General features: G+C 68.5%; 12 protein-coding genes. 3 read left to right on the top strand and 9 right to left on the bottom strand.

Features of this window, described 5'->3' with window-relative positions; all coding sequences use genetic code 11:
* Positions 1-90: 90 nt before the first annotated feature.
* From EOINJALH_RS19960 to EOINJALH_RS19920, 9 genes are all read right to left on the bottom strand, one after another.
* Complete coding sequence (locus EOINJALH_RS19960; RefSeq protein WP_088283298.1) at positions 91-1,059, bottom strand: tripartite tricarboxylate transporter substrate-binding protein; 969 nt, start codon at positions 1,057-1,059, stop codon at positions 91-93.
* A 174-nt stretch (positions 1,060-1,233) separates the two neighbouring features.
* Positions 1,234-2,496 (bottom strand): phenylacetate--CoA ligase family protein, encoded by a 1,263-nt coding sequence (locus tag EOINJALH_RS19955; protein WP_088283296.1) that lies wholly within the window; start codon positions 2,494-2,496, stop codon positions 1,234-1,236.
* On the bottom strand, positions 2,489-2,788 hold the full coding sequence (locus EOINJALH_RS19950; protein ID WP_088283294.1) for a hypothetical protein: 300 nt from the start codon (positions 2,786-2,788) through the stop codon (positions 2,489-2,491). The genes EOINJALH_RS19955 and EOINJALH_RS19950 overlap by 8 nt, the downstream gene beginning before the upstream one ends.
* Positions 2,789-2,801: 13 nt before the next feature.
* Complete coding sequence (locus EOINJALH_RS19945) at positions 2,802-3,614, bottom strand: ABC transporter ATP-binding protein (protein ID WP_088283292.1); 813 nt, start codon at positions 3,612-3,614, stop codon at positions 2,802-2,804.
* A gap of 82 nt (positions 3,615-3,696) precedes the next feature.
* On the bottom strand, positions 3,697-5,025 hold the full coding sequence (locus EOINJALH_RS19940) for an ABC transporter substrate-binding protein (protein WP_088283290.1): 1,329 nt from the start codon (positions 5,023-5,025) through the stop codon (positions 3,697-3,699).
* A gap of 99 nt (positions 5,026-5,124) precedes the next feature.
* On the bottom strand, positions 5,125-6,189 hold the full coding sequence (locus tag EOINJALH_RS19935; RefSeq protein ID WP_088283288.1) for a branched-chain amino acid ABC transporter permease: 1,065 nt from the start codon (positions 6,187-6,189) through the stop codon (positions 5,125-5,127).
* Between the two features lie 18 nt (positions 6,190-6,207).
* A complete protein-coding gene (locus tag EOINJALH_RS19930; protein ID WP_088283286.1) occupies positions 6,208-7,137 on the bottom strand; it encodes a branched-chain amino acid ABC transporter permease in 930 nt (309 codons plus the stop codon).
* 13 nt (positions 7,138-7,150) lie between these two features.
* Entirely contained in the window at positions 7,151-7,948 is a 798-nt protein-coding gene (locus EOINJALH_RS19925) for an ABC transporter ATP-binding protein (RefSeq protein WP_088283284.1), read from the bottom strand.
* 1 nt (position 7,949) lies between these two features.
* Positions 7,950-9,896 carry a long-chain fatty acid--CoA ligase gene (locus tag EOINJALH_RS19920; protein WP_088283282.1) on the bottom strand — a complete coding sequence of 649 codons (1,947 nt, stop codon included), beginning with the start codon at positions 9,894-9,896 and terminating at the stop codon, positions 7,950-7,952.
* Between the two features lie 139 nt (positions 9,897-10,035).
* On the opposite strand from EOINJALH_RS19920, the gene EOINJALH_RS19915 reads away from it, so the two are divergent.
* The 3 genes from EOINJALH_RS19915 (at position 10,036) to EOINJALH_RS19905 (ending at position 15,754) form a co-directional block, all read left to right on the top strand.
* Complete coding sequence (locus EOINJALH_RS19915) at positions 10,036-10,749, top strand: Crp/Fnr family transcriptional regulator (RefSeq protein ID WP_088283280.1); 714 nt, start codon at positions 10,036-10,038, stop codon at positions 10,747-10,749.
* A gap of 148 nt (positions 10,750-10,897) precedes the next feature.
* Positions 10,898-13,627 (top strand): M16 family metallopeptidase, encoded by a 2,730-nt coding sequence (locus tag EOINJALH_RS19910; protein WP_404872780.1) that lies wholly within the window; start codon positions 10,898-10,900, stop codon positions 13,625-13,627.
* A 165-nt stretch (positions 13,628-13,792) separates the two neighbouring features.
* Positions 13,793-15,754, top strand: a complete 1,962-nt coding sequence (locus EOINJALH_RS19905; protein WP_088283276.1) for a sigma-54-dependent Fis family transcriptional regulator — start codon at positions 13,793-13,795, stop codon at positions 15,752-15,754.
* Positions 15,755-15,930: the final 176 nt, after the last annotated feature.

The following is a 15,930-nucleotide window of genomic DNA, read 5'->3' as shown; positions in this document are numbered from 1 at the left end:
CGCGGCCATGAAGAAGGGGCCCGCGAGGGCCCCGTGACCGACGGCGCGACCCAGGGCCGCGCCGCATGGTGACATGCGTTGCCGCGAGACTCAGTCGGCGTACTGGCCGGCCGCCTTGATGGCCGGGCCCCACTTGGCGATCTCGGATTCGACGAACTTCTTGTGCTCGGCGCCGGCCAGGCGGCCGTCGGTGACGATCACGGCCCCCAGGGCTTCCTGGCGCTTGATGAACTCCGGATCCTTCAGTGCATTGCGCAAGGCGGCATTGACCTGATCGACCACGGCCTTCGGCGTGCCCTTCGGGGCGTACAGGCCGTGCCAGATGCTGACGTTGAAGCCCTTCAGGCCCGACTCGTCCAGCGTCGGCAACTTGGCCAGCACGGGCGTGGACAGGCGCTTGGTGCTGGTGACCGCGAACGCCTTGATCTTGCCGCTTTCGATCTGTCCGGTGGTGTTGGTGGTCTGGTCGCACATCAGGTCGACCTGGCCGCCGAGCAGGTCGGTCATCGCCGGCGCCGTGCCCTTGTACGGCACCGTGGTCATGTCGACGCCCATGCTTTGCTGGAACAGCAGGCCGCAGAGGTGCGAGGCGGCGCCCAGGCCAGCATTGGCCAGGTTGATCTTGCCCTTGTTGGCGTCGATCCACTTGCGCAGTTCGGCGAAGTTGGCAGCCGGCAGCGTGGAGCGGCCGACCAGGGTCATCGGCACCTCGTTGACCATGCCCAGGTACTCGAAGTCGTTGGCTGTGTCGTAGGGCAGCTTGCGGTACAGCGCCGGCGAAGTGGCCATGCCGATGTGGTGCAGCAGCAGCGTGTGACCATCCGGCGAGGCCTTGGCCACCTTGGCGGCGCCCAGCGTGCCACCGGCGCCGCCGACGTTCTCGATGATCACGGTCTGGTTGTTCAGGCCCTTGCGCAGCACCTCTGCGAGGTCACGTGCCACCTTGTCCGTCGGTCCGCCGGCGGCGAAGGGCACGACGATGGTGACCGGCTTGTCGGGATAGGCCGATGCGGTGCCTGCGATGGCGGCGATGGCGATGGCAGTGAGCAGCTTCTTCATGGACGTGTCTCCGGCAACTGTGTGGGTGTGAAGGCCGCCATGCTAGTCAGGCGGGATCGGCGTGCGACGGGGGAACTACTTAGGATCCGCCCTCTGCATGACCGAGATCACGCCGCCGCGACCGCACAACGCCGGACCTCATCAGGTGGTGGACAGGCCCGGTGGCGCGCCGGCTCAAGCGTAGCTTCGCGCGTCTTCGATGACCTTGCCGTCATTGGGCAGGCTGCCTGGCGGCACCAGTTGAACGTCGCCGCGCAGCTTGGTCACGTCGCGGATGCTGCCGGCGATGGCGTCCTGCAGTCCGGTTGGCGTCGAGGCCACCTCGGCCCGCAGCGTCATGCGGTCGTTGGCCATCTCGCCTTCGATCACCAGCCGGGCGCGGCCGATCTCGGGGTGACGGCGCACCACCTCGGCCACCTGGCTGGGGTGCACGAACATGCCACGCACCTTGGTCGTCTGGTCGGCGCGGCCGAGCCAACCCTTGATGCGGGTGTTGGTGCGGCCGGTGGGGCAGGGCCCCGCCAGCACGGCCGACAGGTCGCCGGTGCCGAAACGCACCAGCGGGTAGGACGGGTTGAGCACGGTGACCACCACCTCGCCGACCTCGCCGTCGGGCACCGGGTCGCCGGTGCCGGGCCGCACGATCTCGAGGACGATGGACTCGTCCAGCACCAGACCTTCGCGGGCGGGCGTCTCGTAGGCGATCAGGCCGGCGTCGGCGGTGGCATAGCTCTGGTAGACCTCGATGCCGCGCTCTCGCAACCAGTCGCGCAGGGAGGGCGGAAAGGCCTCGCCGCCGACCATGCCCTTGGTGATCGACGCGATCGAGGTTCCTGTTTCGGTGGCCTTCTCGACCAGGATCTTCAGGAAGCTGGGCGTGCCGATGTAGCCGTGCGGGCGCAGTTCGGACACCGCCTGCAACTGCAGTTCGGTGTTGCCGATGCCGCCGGCAAAGGTGGTGCAGCCAACGGCATGCGCGCCGCCTTCCATCATGGCGCCGGCCGGTGTCAGGTGGTAGCTGAAGCTGCAGTGGGCGAGGTCGCCCTCGCGGAAGCCCGCGGCGTAGATGGCGCGGGCCATGCGCCAGTAGTCGGGGCCGTCGCCCTCGGGCTCGTAGATCGGGCCCGGGGACTGGAACACGCGCCGGGCGCCCTGGCCGGCGCGCAGCCCGCGCCAGCCGATGGCCGAATAGCCGCCGAAGGGATCCCGTGCGCGCAACGCCTTCTGCCGTTCGAGCAGCTCGTGCTTGCGCAGCACGGGCAGCCGGGCCAGCGCGGCGCGGCTGGTGATGGTGGCGGCGTCCACGCCGGCCAGCGATTCGGCGAACGCACTCGTCGCCTGCTGGGCGCGGGCCACGTGGCCCGGCAGCGCCGCCATCAGCGCAGCCTCGCGGGCGGTGGGGGTGCGTGTTTCCAGCGCATCGAAGAAGTCAGTCATCGCGGTCGCTCCAGAGCGCCAGTTGTTTCTTCAGGTCGGCCACGAAGTCGCGCACATCGGCGCTGCTTCGCAGGGTTCGTGCCTGCCATTCGGGGCTGTTTCGCGAAGGCTTGCGCACGCGCGCCGCGAGCAAGGCGCCGTCGTCGACCGAGGCGCGCGCCATCGCGACACCGCGCCGCTCGAAGCGGCCATCGCGCTCGGCCAGGCCGAGGTCGCGCAACTCGCGCTTCAGTCGTTGCAGGGCCTCGCCGGGGTCGAACGGCGGCGCGGCAAAGGCGAAGTCGTCACTCATCGCCTGCCCGGCCTCAAGCCAGCCAGCGCTTGCGGCGCTTGTAGCTCTTGACGTCACGGAAGCTCTTGCGGTCACCGCCCCCCATGCCGAGGTAGAACTCCTTCACGTCCTCGTTCTCGCGCAGCGCATGGGCCTCGCCGTCCATCACGATGCGGCCGTTCTCGAGGATGTAGCCGTAGTCGGAATAGCGCAGCGCGATGTTCGTGTTCTGCTCGGCCAGCAGGAAGGTGACGCGCTCCTTGGTGTTCAGGTCCTTCACGATCTCGAACACCTCCTCGACGATCTGCGGTGCCAGGCCCATCGAGGGCTCGTCGAGCAGCACCATCTTCGGGTTGGCCATCAGCGCGCGGCCGATGGCGCACATCTGCTGCTCGCCGCCCGAGGTGTAGGCGGCCTGCGAGCTGCGCCGCGTCTTCAGCCGCGGAAAGTAGTTGTAGACCTTCTCCAGCGTCGCCGCCACGGCGCCCTTGCCGTCCTTGCGCGTGTAGGCGCCGGTGAGCAGGTTCTCCTCGATCGTGAGGTGGGCGAAGCAGTGCCGGCCCTCCATCACCTGGATCACGCCGCGGTCGACCATCTGGGCCGGCGACAGCCCCTGGATGCGCTCGCCGCGCAGGTCGATCGACCCCTTGGTGACATCGCCTCGCTCGCCGGCGAGCAGGTTGCTCACCGCCCGCAGCGTGGTCGTCTTGCCGGCACCGTTGCCGCCGAGCAGCGCCACGACCTTGCCCTCGGGCACCTGCAGCGACACGCCCTTGAGCACCAGGATCACATGGTTGTAGATGACCTCGATGCCATTGACGTTGAGGAGGATGTTCGGTGTGCTCATCGGGTGCCCTTTGTCTCTTCGAAGCGCCGCACGCGGTGCTTCGAAGAGGGCCCGCGAGGGGCCCTCGGCGATCAGTGCGAGATCAGCTCTGGCAGTCGGCCGGCGTGCGGCGCGTCAGCTTCTTCTCGCCGGCGTACTTGTCGGCGGCGGCCTTGACCATCGGGCGGATGATCTGCTCGTCGGCCTGGTACCAGTCGGAGCTGAAAGCCCACTTCTTGCCGTCCCAGGTCTGCACACGCGCCCAGGTGGAGCCCATGTGGTCCTGGCACGAGGTGCTGACCGGGCGGATCAGGCCGGTGAGGCCCAGCTTGTCCAACTGCTTGGCGTCGAGCGACAGGTTCTCCAGGCCCCAGCGCATCTGGTCACCGGTGATGACCTTGCCCTTGCCGAAGCGCTCCTGCGCGCGGCGCATGGCCTCGATCATCATGGCCTGCATCACCACGCCGCGGGTGTAGAGCACCGAGCCCACTTCGTCCTTCGGGCCCGTGCCCTGGCCCTTGTCGTGCACCTGCTTCAGGATGTCCTGGATGACCTTGGAGTCGGTGCCCGAGCCGTTCAGCGCCAGCGCGTTGTAGCCCTTGGCACCCTCGCCCACGTCCTTCACGTCGGGTTCGGCGCCCGACCACCACACGCCGTACATCTTGTCGCGCGGGAAGCCGGTGGCCTGCGCTTCCTTCAGCGCAGTGGAGTTCATCACGCCCCAGCCCCACAGCAGCACGTAATCGGGGCGGCTCTGGCGCACCTGCAGCCAGGCCGACTTCTGCTCGACGCCAGGCGCGGTGACCGGGACCATCTGCAGCTCGAAGCCGTGTGTCTTGGAGCGCTCCTGCAGCAGCGGGATGGGTTCCTTGCCGAACGGGCTGTCGTGGTAGACCAGCGCGATCTTCTTGCCCTTGAGCTTGTCCAGGCCGCCGTTCTGCTTGCCCAGGTGCTGGATCAGGATGTCGGCGGCCGTCCAGTAGCTGCCCATCAGCGGGAAGTTCCACTTGAACACGCCGCCGTCCTGCGAGGCGGCCAGGCCGTAGCCCATGGTCACCAGCGGGATCTTGTCGTTGGGCACCTTGTCGGTCAGCGCGAAGGTGATGCCGGTGGCCTGCGGATCGAACACCGTGGCACCCTTGCCCTTCAGGCGCTCGTAGCACTCGACGCCCTTGTCGGTGGCGTAGCCGGTCTCGCACTCCTCATAGACGATCTTCACGCCGTTCACGCCGCCGTCGCGGGCGTTGATCATCTTGATGTAGTCCTGCTTGCCGTTGGCCCAAGGCGTGCCGTTGGGCGCGTACGGGCCGGTGCGGTACACCAGCAGCGGGAAGAACTGTTCCTTGGCCTGCGCGAAGGCGGGGCTGGTGAACAGGGCGCTGGTGCCGGCGGCAACGAGCGCAGCGGTGAGGGCCAGGGATTTCAGTTTCATGTCTGTCTCCGGTGGTGGACGCAATGCACGTTGCCGTGCCTCAATGGCTCGCTCTGGCGGAGCGAAGTCAGGTCTTGGAACTCGATGGGACGCTGGGGTTCAGTGCGGGAAGGGCCACAAGCGCAGCTTTTCCTTGGCGGTGGACCAGAGTCGCGCGATGCCATGCGGCTCGACGATCAGGAAGAACACGATCAGGCCGCCGAAAATCATGAAGGTCAGGTGCGAGGCCAGGGCGGTGTCGATGGGGATGCCCAGGCGCTGGGGCAGGCTGTCCAGGATGATCGGCAGGATCACGATGAAAGCGGCGCCGAAGAAGCTGCCCATGATCGAGCCCAGGCCGCCGATGATCACCATGAACAGCAGCTGAAAGGAGCGGTCGACCGAGAAGGCCGCGGGCTCCCACGAGCCCAGGTGCACGAAGCCCCACAGCGCGCCGGCCACGCCGACGATGAACGAACTGACGGCGAAGGCGCTGAGCTTGGCGTAGACCGGGCGGATGCCGATGACGGCGGCGGCCACGTCCATGTCGCGGATGGCCATCCACTCGCGTCCGATGTGGCCTCGCACCAGGTTCTTGGCCAGCAGCGCGAAGACGACGACGAAGGCCAGGCAGAACAGGTACTTCTGCGCCGGCGTCTCGATGCTCCAGCCCAACACGTTGACGCCCGACACGCTGACCGACCCCGACGACGAATCGTTGGTGAACCACTTGATGCGCAGGAAGGCCCAGTCGGTGAAGAACTGCGCCGCCAGCGTGGCCACTGCCAAGTACAGGCCCTTGATGCGCAGGCTGGGAATGCCGAACAGCACGCCCACCGCCGTGGCGCTGAGTCCGCCCAGCAGGATGGCCACGATCACGGGCATGCCTTCGACGCGCACGAAGGCGTTGTAGGCCATGTACGCGCCCACCGCCATGAAGCCGCCGGTGCCCAGCGAGATCTGGCCGCAGTAGCCCACCAGGATGTTCAGCCCGATGGCGGCCAGCGACAGGATCAGGAAGGGGATCAGGATGGCGCGGAACAGGTACTCGGACGCCAGCATCGGCACTGCGAAGGCGGCGAAGGCGATGATCGCCAGGATCACCACCTTGTCCTGGATGATCGGGAAGATCTGCTGGTCGGCCCGGTAGGTGGTCTTGAACTGGCCGTTCTCACGGTAGAGCATTGTTGTTCTCCTTGTGGCTCAGACGCGGTCGATGATCTTCTCGCCGAACAGCCCCTGCGGCCGGACGAGGAGGAACAACAGAGCCAGCACGTACGCAAACCAGATCTCGATGCCGCCGCCCACCATCGGGCCGATGAACACCTCGGACAGTTTTTCTCCGACGCCGATGATCAGCCCGCCGATGATGGCGCCGGGCACCGAGGTGAGGCCGCCCAGGATCACCACCGGCAGCGCCTTCAGCGCCACCAGCGACAACGAGAACTGAACGCCCAGCTTGCTGCCCCAGATGACACCGGCCACCAGCGCGGCAAAGCCGGCCACCGACCACACGATGACCCAGATGCGCTTGAGCGGGATGCCGATGGACTGCGCCGCCTGGTGATCGTCGGCCACCGCGCGCAGCGCCCGGCCCGTGGCGGTGTACTGGAAGAACGCCGCCAGCGCGCCGACCAGAGCCGCCGCGATGGCGGCGGCGGCCATGTCTTCCTGGTTGACCAGCACGCCACCCGGGAACATCGATTCGAACAGGAAGACCGGATCCTTGGGCAGGCCGACGTCGATCTTGTAGATGTCGCTGCCGAAGATGGTCTGGCCCAGGCCGTCCAGGAAATAGGTGATGCCGAGAGTGGCCATCAGCAGGGTGATGCCCTCCTGGTTGACCAGCTTGCCCAGCACCAGGCGTTCGATCAGCCAGGCCACGATGACCATCACCACCATGGCAGCGCCGAAGGCCAGCACATTGACCAGCACCTTGTCGGTGAGGCCGGTCCATTGCGGGATCCAGGTAGAAAAGCGCGCCATCGCCAGCGCGGCGAACAGCACCATCGCGCCCTGGGCGAAGTTGAAGACGCCGCTGGCCTTGAAGATCAGCACGAAGCCGAGCGCCACCAGCGAGTACAGCATGCCCGTCATCAGGCCGCCGATCAGGGTTTCCAGAAAGAATGCCATGGCCCGCCCCGATTCAGTGTGAAGTGCCGAGGTACGCGCTGATCACGTCCTCGTTGTTGCGCACCTCGTCGGGGGTGCCGTCGCCGATCTTCTTGCCGTAGTCGAGCACGACCACGCGATCGCTGATGTCCATCACCACACCCATGTCGTGCTCGATCAGCACGATGGTGGTGCCGAACTCGTCGTTCACGTCGAGCACGAAGCGGCACATGTCCTGCTTCTCCTCGACGTTCATGCCGGCCATCGGCTCGTCGAGCAGCAGCACCTGCGGCTCCATGGCCAGTGCGCGGCCCAGGTCGACGCGCTTCTGCAGGCCGTAGGGCAGGCGGCCGACGGGCGTCTTGCGGAAGGCCTGGATCTCGAGGAAGTCGATGATGTGCTCGACGAACTCGCGGTGCTCGGCTTCCTCGCGCGCCGCCGCGCCGATGCGGATGGCCTGCTGGAAGAGGTTGGTCTTCATCTTCAGGTTGCGGCCGGACATGATGTTGTCGATCACGTTCATGCCCTTGAAGAGGGCCAGGTTCTGGAACGTGCGCGCCACGCCCATCTCGGCCACCTGCCGGCTGCTCATGTGGCTGAAGGTCTTGCCGCGGAAGGTGATCGAACCCTGTTGCGGCTGGTAGACGCCATTGATGCAGTTGAGCATCGAGCTCTTGCCCGCGCCGTTGGGGCCGATGATGGCCCGCACCTCGTGCTCGCGCACGTTGAAGCTGATGTCGGTGAGCGCCTTCACGCCGCCGAAGGCCAGCGAGATGTTCTTGACGTCGAGGATGACCTCGCCGCTGCGGCGGCCGGTGTCTGCGGTGGCCATGTCAGGCGGCCTTTCTGATCGCGGGGAAGGTCTTCACGTCGGCCAGCTTCAGCGTGGCCGAGATCGAGCCGCTGCGGCCGTCTTCGAACTTCACGGCCGTCTCGATGAACTGCTCGGTCTTGCCGCCGTACAGCGCGTCCACCAGCACCTGGTACTTGTCGTTGATGTAGCCGCGTTTGACCTTGCGGGTGCGGGTCATCTCGCCGTCGTCGGCGTCCAGTTCCTTGTGCAGCACCAGGAAGCGGCCGATCTGGCTGCCGGTGAGCAGTTCGTCCTGCGCCAGGTCGGCGTTGACCTTCTCGACGCAGTCGCGGATCAGCTCGTACACCTCGGGCTTCTGTGCCAGGTCGGTGTAGCCGGCATAAGGCAGGTTGCGGCGCTCGGCCCAGTTGCCCACGGCCTCGAAGTCGATGTTGATGAAGGCGCAGACCGACGAGCGCTTGTCGCCGAAGGCCACCGCCTCCTTGATGTGCGGAAAGAACTTCAGCTTGTTCTCGACGTACTTGGGCGCGAACATCGCGCCGTCGTTGGGGCCGCCGACGATGCGGCCGACGTCCTTGGCGCGGTCGATGATCTTGAGCTGGCCGCTGGCGTCGATGAAGCCGGCGTCGCCGGTGTGGTACCAACCCTCGGGCGTCAGCACCTCGGCGGTGGCCGCCGGGTTCTTGTAGTACTCCTTCAGCAGTCCGGGCGACTTGACGAGGATCTCGCCCGACTCCGACAGCTTGATCTCCACGCCGTCGATCGGCACGCCCACGGTGTCGGCGCGCGCACCGTTGTCGGGCTGCAGGCAGACGAACACGGCGGTCTCGGTGGAGCCGTAGAGCTGCTTCAGGTTGATGCCGATGGAGCGATAGAAGGTGAACAGGTCGGGCCCGATGGCCTCGCCCGCGGTGTAGGCCACCCGCACCCGAGACAGCCCCAGCGTGTTGCGCAGCGGGCCGTAGATGCACAGGTCGCCCAGGCGCCACTTCAGGCTGTCGATGAAGCTCACCGGCTTGCCGTCCATGCGGTCAGGTCCCACACGGCGGGCCACCGCCATGCAGGTGTGGAACAGCCACTTCTTGAAGGTGCCGGCGTCTTCCATGCGGATCATCACGCTGGTGAGCAGGCCTTCGAAGATTCGCGGCGGGGCGAAGTAGTAGGTGGGCCCGACTTCCTTCAGGTCAATCGTGACGGTGGCGTTCGATTCGGGGCAGTTCACCACGTAGCCGCAGCTCAGCCACTGCGCATAGCTGAAGATGTTCTGGCCGACCCAGGCCGGCGGCATGTAGGCCAGCACCTCTTCGCTCTCGGTCAGCTTGTCGAAGCGCTGGCCGGCAGCGGCACGGTCGAGCAGCGAGAAGTGCGTGTGCACCACGCCCTTCGGGTTGCCCGTGGTGCCCGAGGTGAAGAACATCGCGGCCACGTCCTTGGGGTCGGTGGTGGCCACCTCGGCGTCGAAGAACTTCGGCTCGCGCTCGTGGCGCTTCTGGCCGGCCTCGATCAGTGCATCGAGCGAGACCAGGCCCGGCTCGTCGTACTTGCGCAGGCCGCGCGGGTCATCGAACCAGATGTGGCCCAGTTGCGGGCACTGCGGCCGGATCTCGATCAGCTTGTCGACCTGCTCCTGGTCCTCGACCACCGCGAAGGCGACCTCGGCATTGTTGATGGGGAACACCATCTCGGCGCCCACCGCGTCCTGGTACAGCGCGATCGGCACCGCCCCCAGCGACTGCGCCGCCAGCATGCTGGCGTACAGGCGCGGCCGGTTCTCGCCGATCACCACGAGGTGCTGGCCGCGCTTCAGTCCGGCCTCGGCCATGCCGCAGGCCAGGTGGCGCACCAGGGCCGCGAGCTGGCTCCAGGTGGTGGTTTGCCAGATGCCGTATTCCTTCTCGCGCAATGCCGCGGCTTGGGGACGCTGCTTGGCGTGCTCCAGCATCAGGCGGGGAAAGGTGGTCTGCAACGTGGTCTCCTTCTGCGTGCTCGGTCCCGGTCGGCCGGTCAGCGATTGGAGGCGGATGCTAGGTGTAAGTTTGACGCCATGTTGTCTGTAGGACGACAATCCTAGGGTCATCCCGAGGCAGACTTTCCCGGAGTCATCGATGGTCGAGCGCCCCCAGTTGCGTGAACGAGCCCGGCCGCCCACCGAGCGCGAGTGCGCCGACATCCCCTGGCTCAAGGTGCTGTCGCCCGAGGACCGGGCCGATGCCGTCGACCACCTGATGGTCAGCGTGGCTGTGCCCGGCGACCGCGTCTGCCGCATCGGCCGCCCGTCGACGTTCTGGTTCGGCGTCATCGACGGGCTGCTGAAGATGAGCAACGACACCAGCGACGGCGCGCAGATCACCTACACCGGCATCCCGCCCGGCGCGTGGTTCGGCGAGGGCACCCTGCTCAAGCGCGAGACCTACCGCTACAACATCGAGGCCTTGCGGCGCAGCACCGTCGCCGGCCTGACCAGCGACACCTTCCAGCGCCTGCTCGACCGCAGCATCCCGTTCAACCGCTTCGTGATGAACCAGCTCAACGAGCGCCTGGGCCAGTTCATCGCCGCGCGCGAGATCGACCGCCACAACCAACCCGATGCGCGGGTGGCGCGCAACCTGGCCGCGCTGTTCCACCCGGTGCTGTACCCGGGGGTGGGCGATCTGCTGCGCATCACCCAGCAGGAACTGGGCTACCTGGTCGGGCTGTCGCGACAGCGCGTCAACCAGGCGCTGAACGCGCTGCAGCAGGCCAAGCTGATCCGCATCGACTATGGCGGCGTGCGCGTGCTCGACCTCGATCGCCTGCGGCGCTACACCCCGCCGGGCTGATCACCGGCACTGCACGGGTCGGCCTGATCATCGGCTCGACCTGCCGGACCACCCATGGGTGGTTCATTCCCGCCTCACCCACGCACCCCCCCTGGCGCGCCTACACTGCGCGCCGTCCCGAAGCTCGTCGAAAGCCGCCATGCCGGTGTTGCGTTTGCTGCTTGTCCTGGTCCTTGCCCTTGCAGGCCGTTTGGCCCTCGCCCAGGCCGCAGCCGCGCTGCCCGAGGGCCTGACCCGCATCACCGAGGTCGAGGGCGTGGCCGAGTACCGACTCGCCAACGGCCTGCAACTGCTGCTGGTGCCCGACGACGCCAAGCCGACGACCACCGTCAACCTCACCTACCGGGTGGGTTCGCGCCACGAGAGCTACGGCGAGACCGGCATGGCGCACCTGCTCGAGCACCTGCTGTTCAAAGGCACGCCGACGCACCGCAACCCCTGGGCCGAGTTCAGCCGGCGCGGCCTGCGCGCCAACGGCACCACCTCGTTCGACCGCACCAATTACTTCGCCAGCTTCGCCGCCAACCCCGACACGCTGCGCTGGTACCTGGGCTGGCAGGCCGACGCGATGACGAACAGCTTCATCGCCCGCGCCGACCTGGACACCGAGATGACCGTGGTGCGCAACGAGATGGAGTCGGGCGAGAACAACCCGGGCCGCATCCTGCTGCAGCAGACCATGGCCACGATGTACCAGTGGCACAACTACGGCAAGGGCATCATCGGCGCCCGCAGCGATGTCGAGAACGTCGACATCTCTCGCCTGCAGGCCTTCTACCGCCAGCACTACCAGCCCGACAACGCCACGCTCATCGTTGCCGGCAAGTTCGACGTGGCGCCGGTGCTGCGCGCGGTGGCCGAGCTGTTCGGCCCCATCCCCCGGCCGACGCGGCCCCCGGTGCCGCAGTACACGCTGGACCCGGTGCAGGATGGCGAGCGCGCGGTGACGCTGCGGCGTGCCGGCGGCAATCCGATGCTGTACCTGGCCTTCCACGTGCCGCCGGCCTCGCACCCCGACTTTGCGGCGATCGAGATGCTGACCTCGGTGCTCGGCGACACGCCCGGCGGGCGCCTGCACAAGGGCCTGGTCGAGCCGCGCCTGGCTGCGTCGGCGTTTGCCTACGCCTGGGGCCTGGCCGATCCGGGGCCGCTGTTCCTCGGCGCGCAACTGGCGCCTGGGCAGGACGTGGGACCAGCCCGCGATGCGCTGCTGGCCGCGGTCGATGGCCTGGCCGCCAAGCCGGTCACCGCGGAAGAACTCGAGCGCGCCCGCACTCAGTGGCTGAACGACTGGACGCAGGGCTTCAACGACCCCGAGCGCGTGGGGGTGGAACTGTCCGAGGCCGTGTCGCACGGCGATTGGCGGCTGTACTTCCTGGGCCGCGACCAGATCCGCCGACTGGCACTGGCCGACGTGCAGCGCGTGGCCGCCGAGCGGCTGCGGCGCGACAACCGCACGCTGGGCACCTACCTGCCCACATCGCAGCCCGAGCGCGCCCCGCCGCCGCAGCGCACCGACCTGACCGCCTTGTTGAAGGACTTCAAGGGCGAGGCCGCGGTGGCCCAGGCCGAGGCCTTCGACGCCACCCCGGCCAACCTGGATGCCCGCACCCAGCGCTTCGACCTGGCCCATGGCCTGAAGGTGGCACTGCTGCCCAAGACGACGCGTGGCAGCGTGGTGCGCGCCTCGCTGCGCCTGCACCTGGGCGACGAACAAAGCCTGCGCGGCCAGTCGACCGTGGCCGCGCTGGCCGGCAGCCTGCTCGACAAGGGCGGTGCGGGCCTCACGCGGCAGCAGATCGCCGACCAGTTCGACCGCTGGCGTGCGCAGGTGGGCTTCGGCATCGACGGACAAACGCTCAGCGTGTCGATCAACACCACCCGCGAGCACCTGCCCGCGGTGGTGTCGCTGGTGGGCCGGCTGCTGCGCGAACCGGCCTTCCCGGCCGACGTGCTGGAAGAAGGCCGCAGCCAGTGGCTGGCCGACATCGAACGACAGCGCAAGGAACCCGAATCGCTGGTGTCCGATGCGATCGACCGCCATGGCAACCCCTACCCGCGCGGCGACCTGCGCCATTCGCCCAACTTCGACGAACAGGTGCAGGACGTGCAGGCGGTGACCATCGAGCAGGTCCGCGCGTTCCACCGGCGCTTCGTCAGCGCGGCCCGGGGCGAGTTCGCGGCGGTGGGCGACATGGACGTGCCGGCGCTGCGGGCGGCGCTCGACGCCGGGTTGACCGGATGGCGCCAGCCGGCCGGCGGCCCGCTGGCCTATGTGCGCGTGCCGCGACCGCTGGTGGACGCGACCCCCACGCGCCTGGTGCTGCGCACGCCCGACAAGGCCAACGCCACGCTGATGGCCGTGCTGAGCCTGCCGCTCAACGACCTGCACCCCGACTTCCCGGCGCTGATGGTGGCCAACCACATGTTCGGCGACGGGGGCACGGGCCGGCTGTGGATGCGCATCCGCGAGCGCGACGGGCTGAGCTACAGCGTCTACTCGGGCGTGGCCTGGAGCAATGTCGAACTGAACTCGCGCTGGGTGGCCAGCGCCATCTTCGCGCCGCAGAATCGCCCGGCGGTCGAGCAGGCCTTCCGCGAGGAGCTCGAGCGGTCGCTGAAGGAAGGCTTCAGCGCGCAGGAGCTCGATCAGGCCCGCACCGGCCTGCTCAACGCGCGGCGCCTGTCGCGGGCGCAGGACCGCGTTGTCACCAGCCAGCTGGCCGGCCAGTTGCACCTGGGCCGCGACTTCGGCCTGTCGCAGCGCGTCGACGAGGCCATCGGCCGCCTCACCCTGGCCGAGGTGAACGACGCCTGGCGTCGTCACATCGATCCGGCCCGGCTCGTGACGGCCCTGGGCGGCGACTTCCCGCCCTGACCAGCATTCGGCGGCGACCTCCCGCCCTGAAGCACTTCGGGTCGGCGGCCTGAACGCCCCGAACCCGGGCAAGCCCGGGGGACGCGGGCCGGGTACCCCGGTGTACGCTGCGCCCTCCGCCGGCGGACAGCCGCAGGCGGTGGTCAGCCTGACCGGAGGTGCGGCATGCAAGGGCGACATCAGGACCACATCCAGGCCGTGATGCGGCTGGCCGGCGAGGGGCGCAGCCTGGCGCCGGCGGCCGCGGCCTTGCACACGCCGGACGACCTGATCCGCGATTCGTGGCGCCGCTGCGTGCACCAGCACCGACTCGACCCTACGCGCATGCAGGAGGCCGTGATCCTGCCGCACCACGTGCTGCGCGAACACCGCGAGCGCATCGACGATTTCCTGCACATCGCCCGCCATGGCATGGAGACGCTGTACCAGCAGGTCGCCGGCATGGGCTACTGCGTGCTGCTCACCGACGAGCGCGGGGTCACGGTGGACTTCATCGGCGACCTGCAACTCGACACCAGCCTGCGCCGCGCCGGCCTGTACCTGGGCGCCGACTGGAGCGAGCACCACGCCGGCACCTGCGGCGTCGGCACCGCCATCGCCACCGGGCAGGCGCTGACGGTGCACCAGGACGACCACTTCGACGCCACCCACATCCCGCTCACCTGCACCGCGGCGCCGGTGTTCGACCCGCTGGGGCGGCTCAATGCCATCCTCGACATCTCGGCCCTGTCGTCGCCGCTGGCCAAGAGCAGCCAGCACCTGGCGCTGCAACTGGTCAAGGTGTACGCGCACCATGTCGAGAACGCCAACTTCCTGCGCTGGTTCCAGCGCGACTGGGTGCTCAAGCTCAACCCCTCGCCCGAGTTCGTCGACGCCAACCCCGACTACCTGGTGGCGCTGGACGCGTCGGGCCTGGTCATCGGCCACAACCGGCGCGCCCAACTGCTGCTGGAGCGCGAGGCCGGCGGCCCTGTGATCGGCCAGCCGTTCACCCAACTGTTCAACGCACGCTTCGAGGAACTGGGCCGCTTCGTGGCGTCGCGGCCCACCGACCAGCGCGCGCTCACGTTGCGCGCGAGCGGGCGCCTGCTGTTCCTGCACGCCGTGCCGCCGCCGTCGCGCTGGGCCACCACCCTGGCGACCGAACCCAGCGCCAGCCGCCACCTGCCCGCACCGCTGGCGGTGCTGTCGGGCGGCGACGCGGCGCTCGACCGGCAGATCGAGCGCGCGGCGCGGCTCGTCAACTCGCCGGTCAGCATGCTGCTCACCGGCGAGACCGGCACCGGCAAGGAGTACTTCGCCAAGGCCCTGCACGCGGCCAGCGAGCGGCGCGGCAAGCCCTTCGTGGCCGTCAACTGCGCGGCCATCCCCGAGTCGCTGATCGAGAGCGAACTGTTCGGCCACACCGCCGGCAGCTTCACCGGCGCCGCAACGCGCGGCAAGCGCGGGCTCATTCTCGAAGCGGACGGGGGTACGCTCTTCCTCGACGAGATCGGCGACATGCCGCGCGAGGCCCAGGCGCGCCTGCTGCGCGTGCTGGCCGAACGCGAGGTGCTGCCGGTGGGCGCCTCGCGCCCCCTGCCGGTGAACCTGCGGGTGATCTCCGCCACGCATTGCGACCTCGAGGCCCTGGTGCGCGCCTCGCGCTTCCGCGACGACCTGTACTACCGTCTCAATGGCGCCCACCTGCAGTTGCCGCCGCTGCGCGAGCGCAGCGACCTGGCCTGGCTCATCCGGCGCATGCTGCGCGAGGCCGTGCCGACGGGTGCACCGGTGCCCACGCTGGCGCCCGAAGCCGCCGAATGGCTGCGCGCCTGGCGCTGGCCCGGCAACCTGCGCGAGTTGCGCAACGCGATCGAGTACGCCTGCGCGGTGTGCTCGGGCGGCTACATCGGGCTGGCCGATCTGCCCGATGCATTGCAGGCGGCCGTGCCGCACGGTGCGCACGGCCACGTCGCCGCCGGCCCGGCGGCCTTGCCGGCCGAAGGCCAGTTGCTGCTGCAGTACCTGCGCGCCGCCCACTGGAACGTCACCGCGGTGGCGCGCCAGCTCGGCGTGGCCCGCATGACGCTGTACCGGCGCATGAAGCGCTGGGGCATCGAGGCCCCCAACCACCTCGCGCACTGACCCCGCAGGCCGGCGCGCGCTGCGACTGTCACAGGGCGGACCTGTGACACCTGTCACGGCGTGACATTGCTGCGGTGCGCCAGCACACGGGGTGCCCACGGCGAATCCGCGTGGCCTGGCGCGGACCTGCGCACCTGCTGCGGTGCAGCGTGCTGCGTGGCATGTCGATTGCGATT

It is taken from the genome of Ideonella sp. A 288 (assembly GCF_002198735.1).
Classification (GTDB): Bacteria; Pseudomonadota; Gammaproteobacteria; order Burkholderiales; family Burkholderiaceae_C; genus Pseudaquabacterium.
Note: the sequence above shows the minus strand (reverse complement) of the source record. Positions and strands in the feature narration are given on the sequence as shown.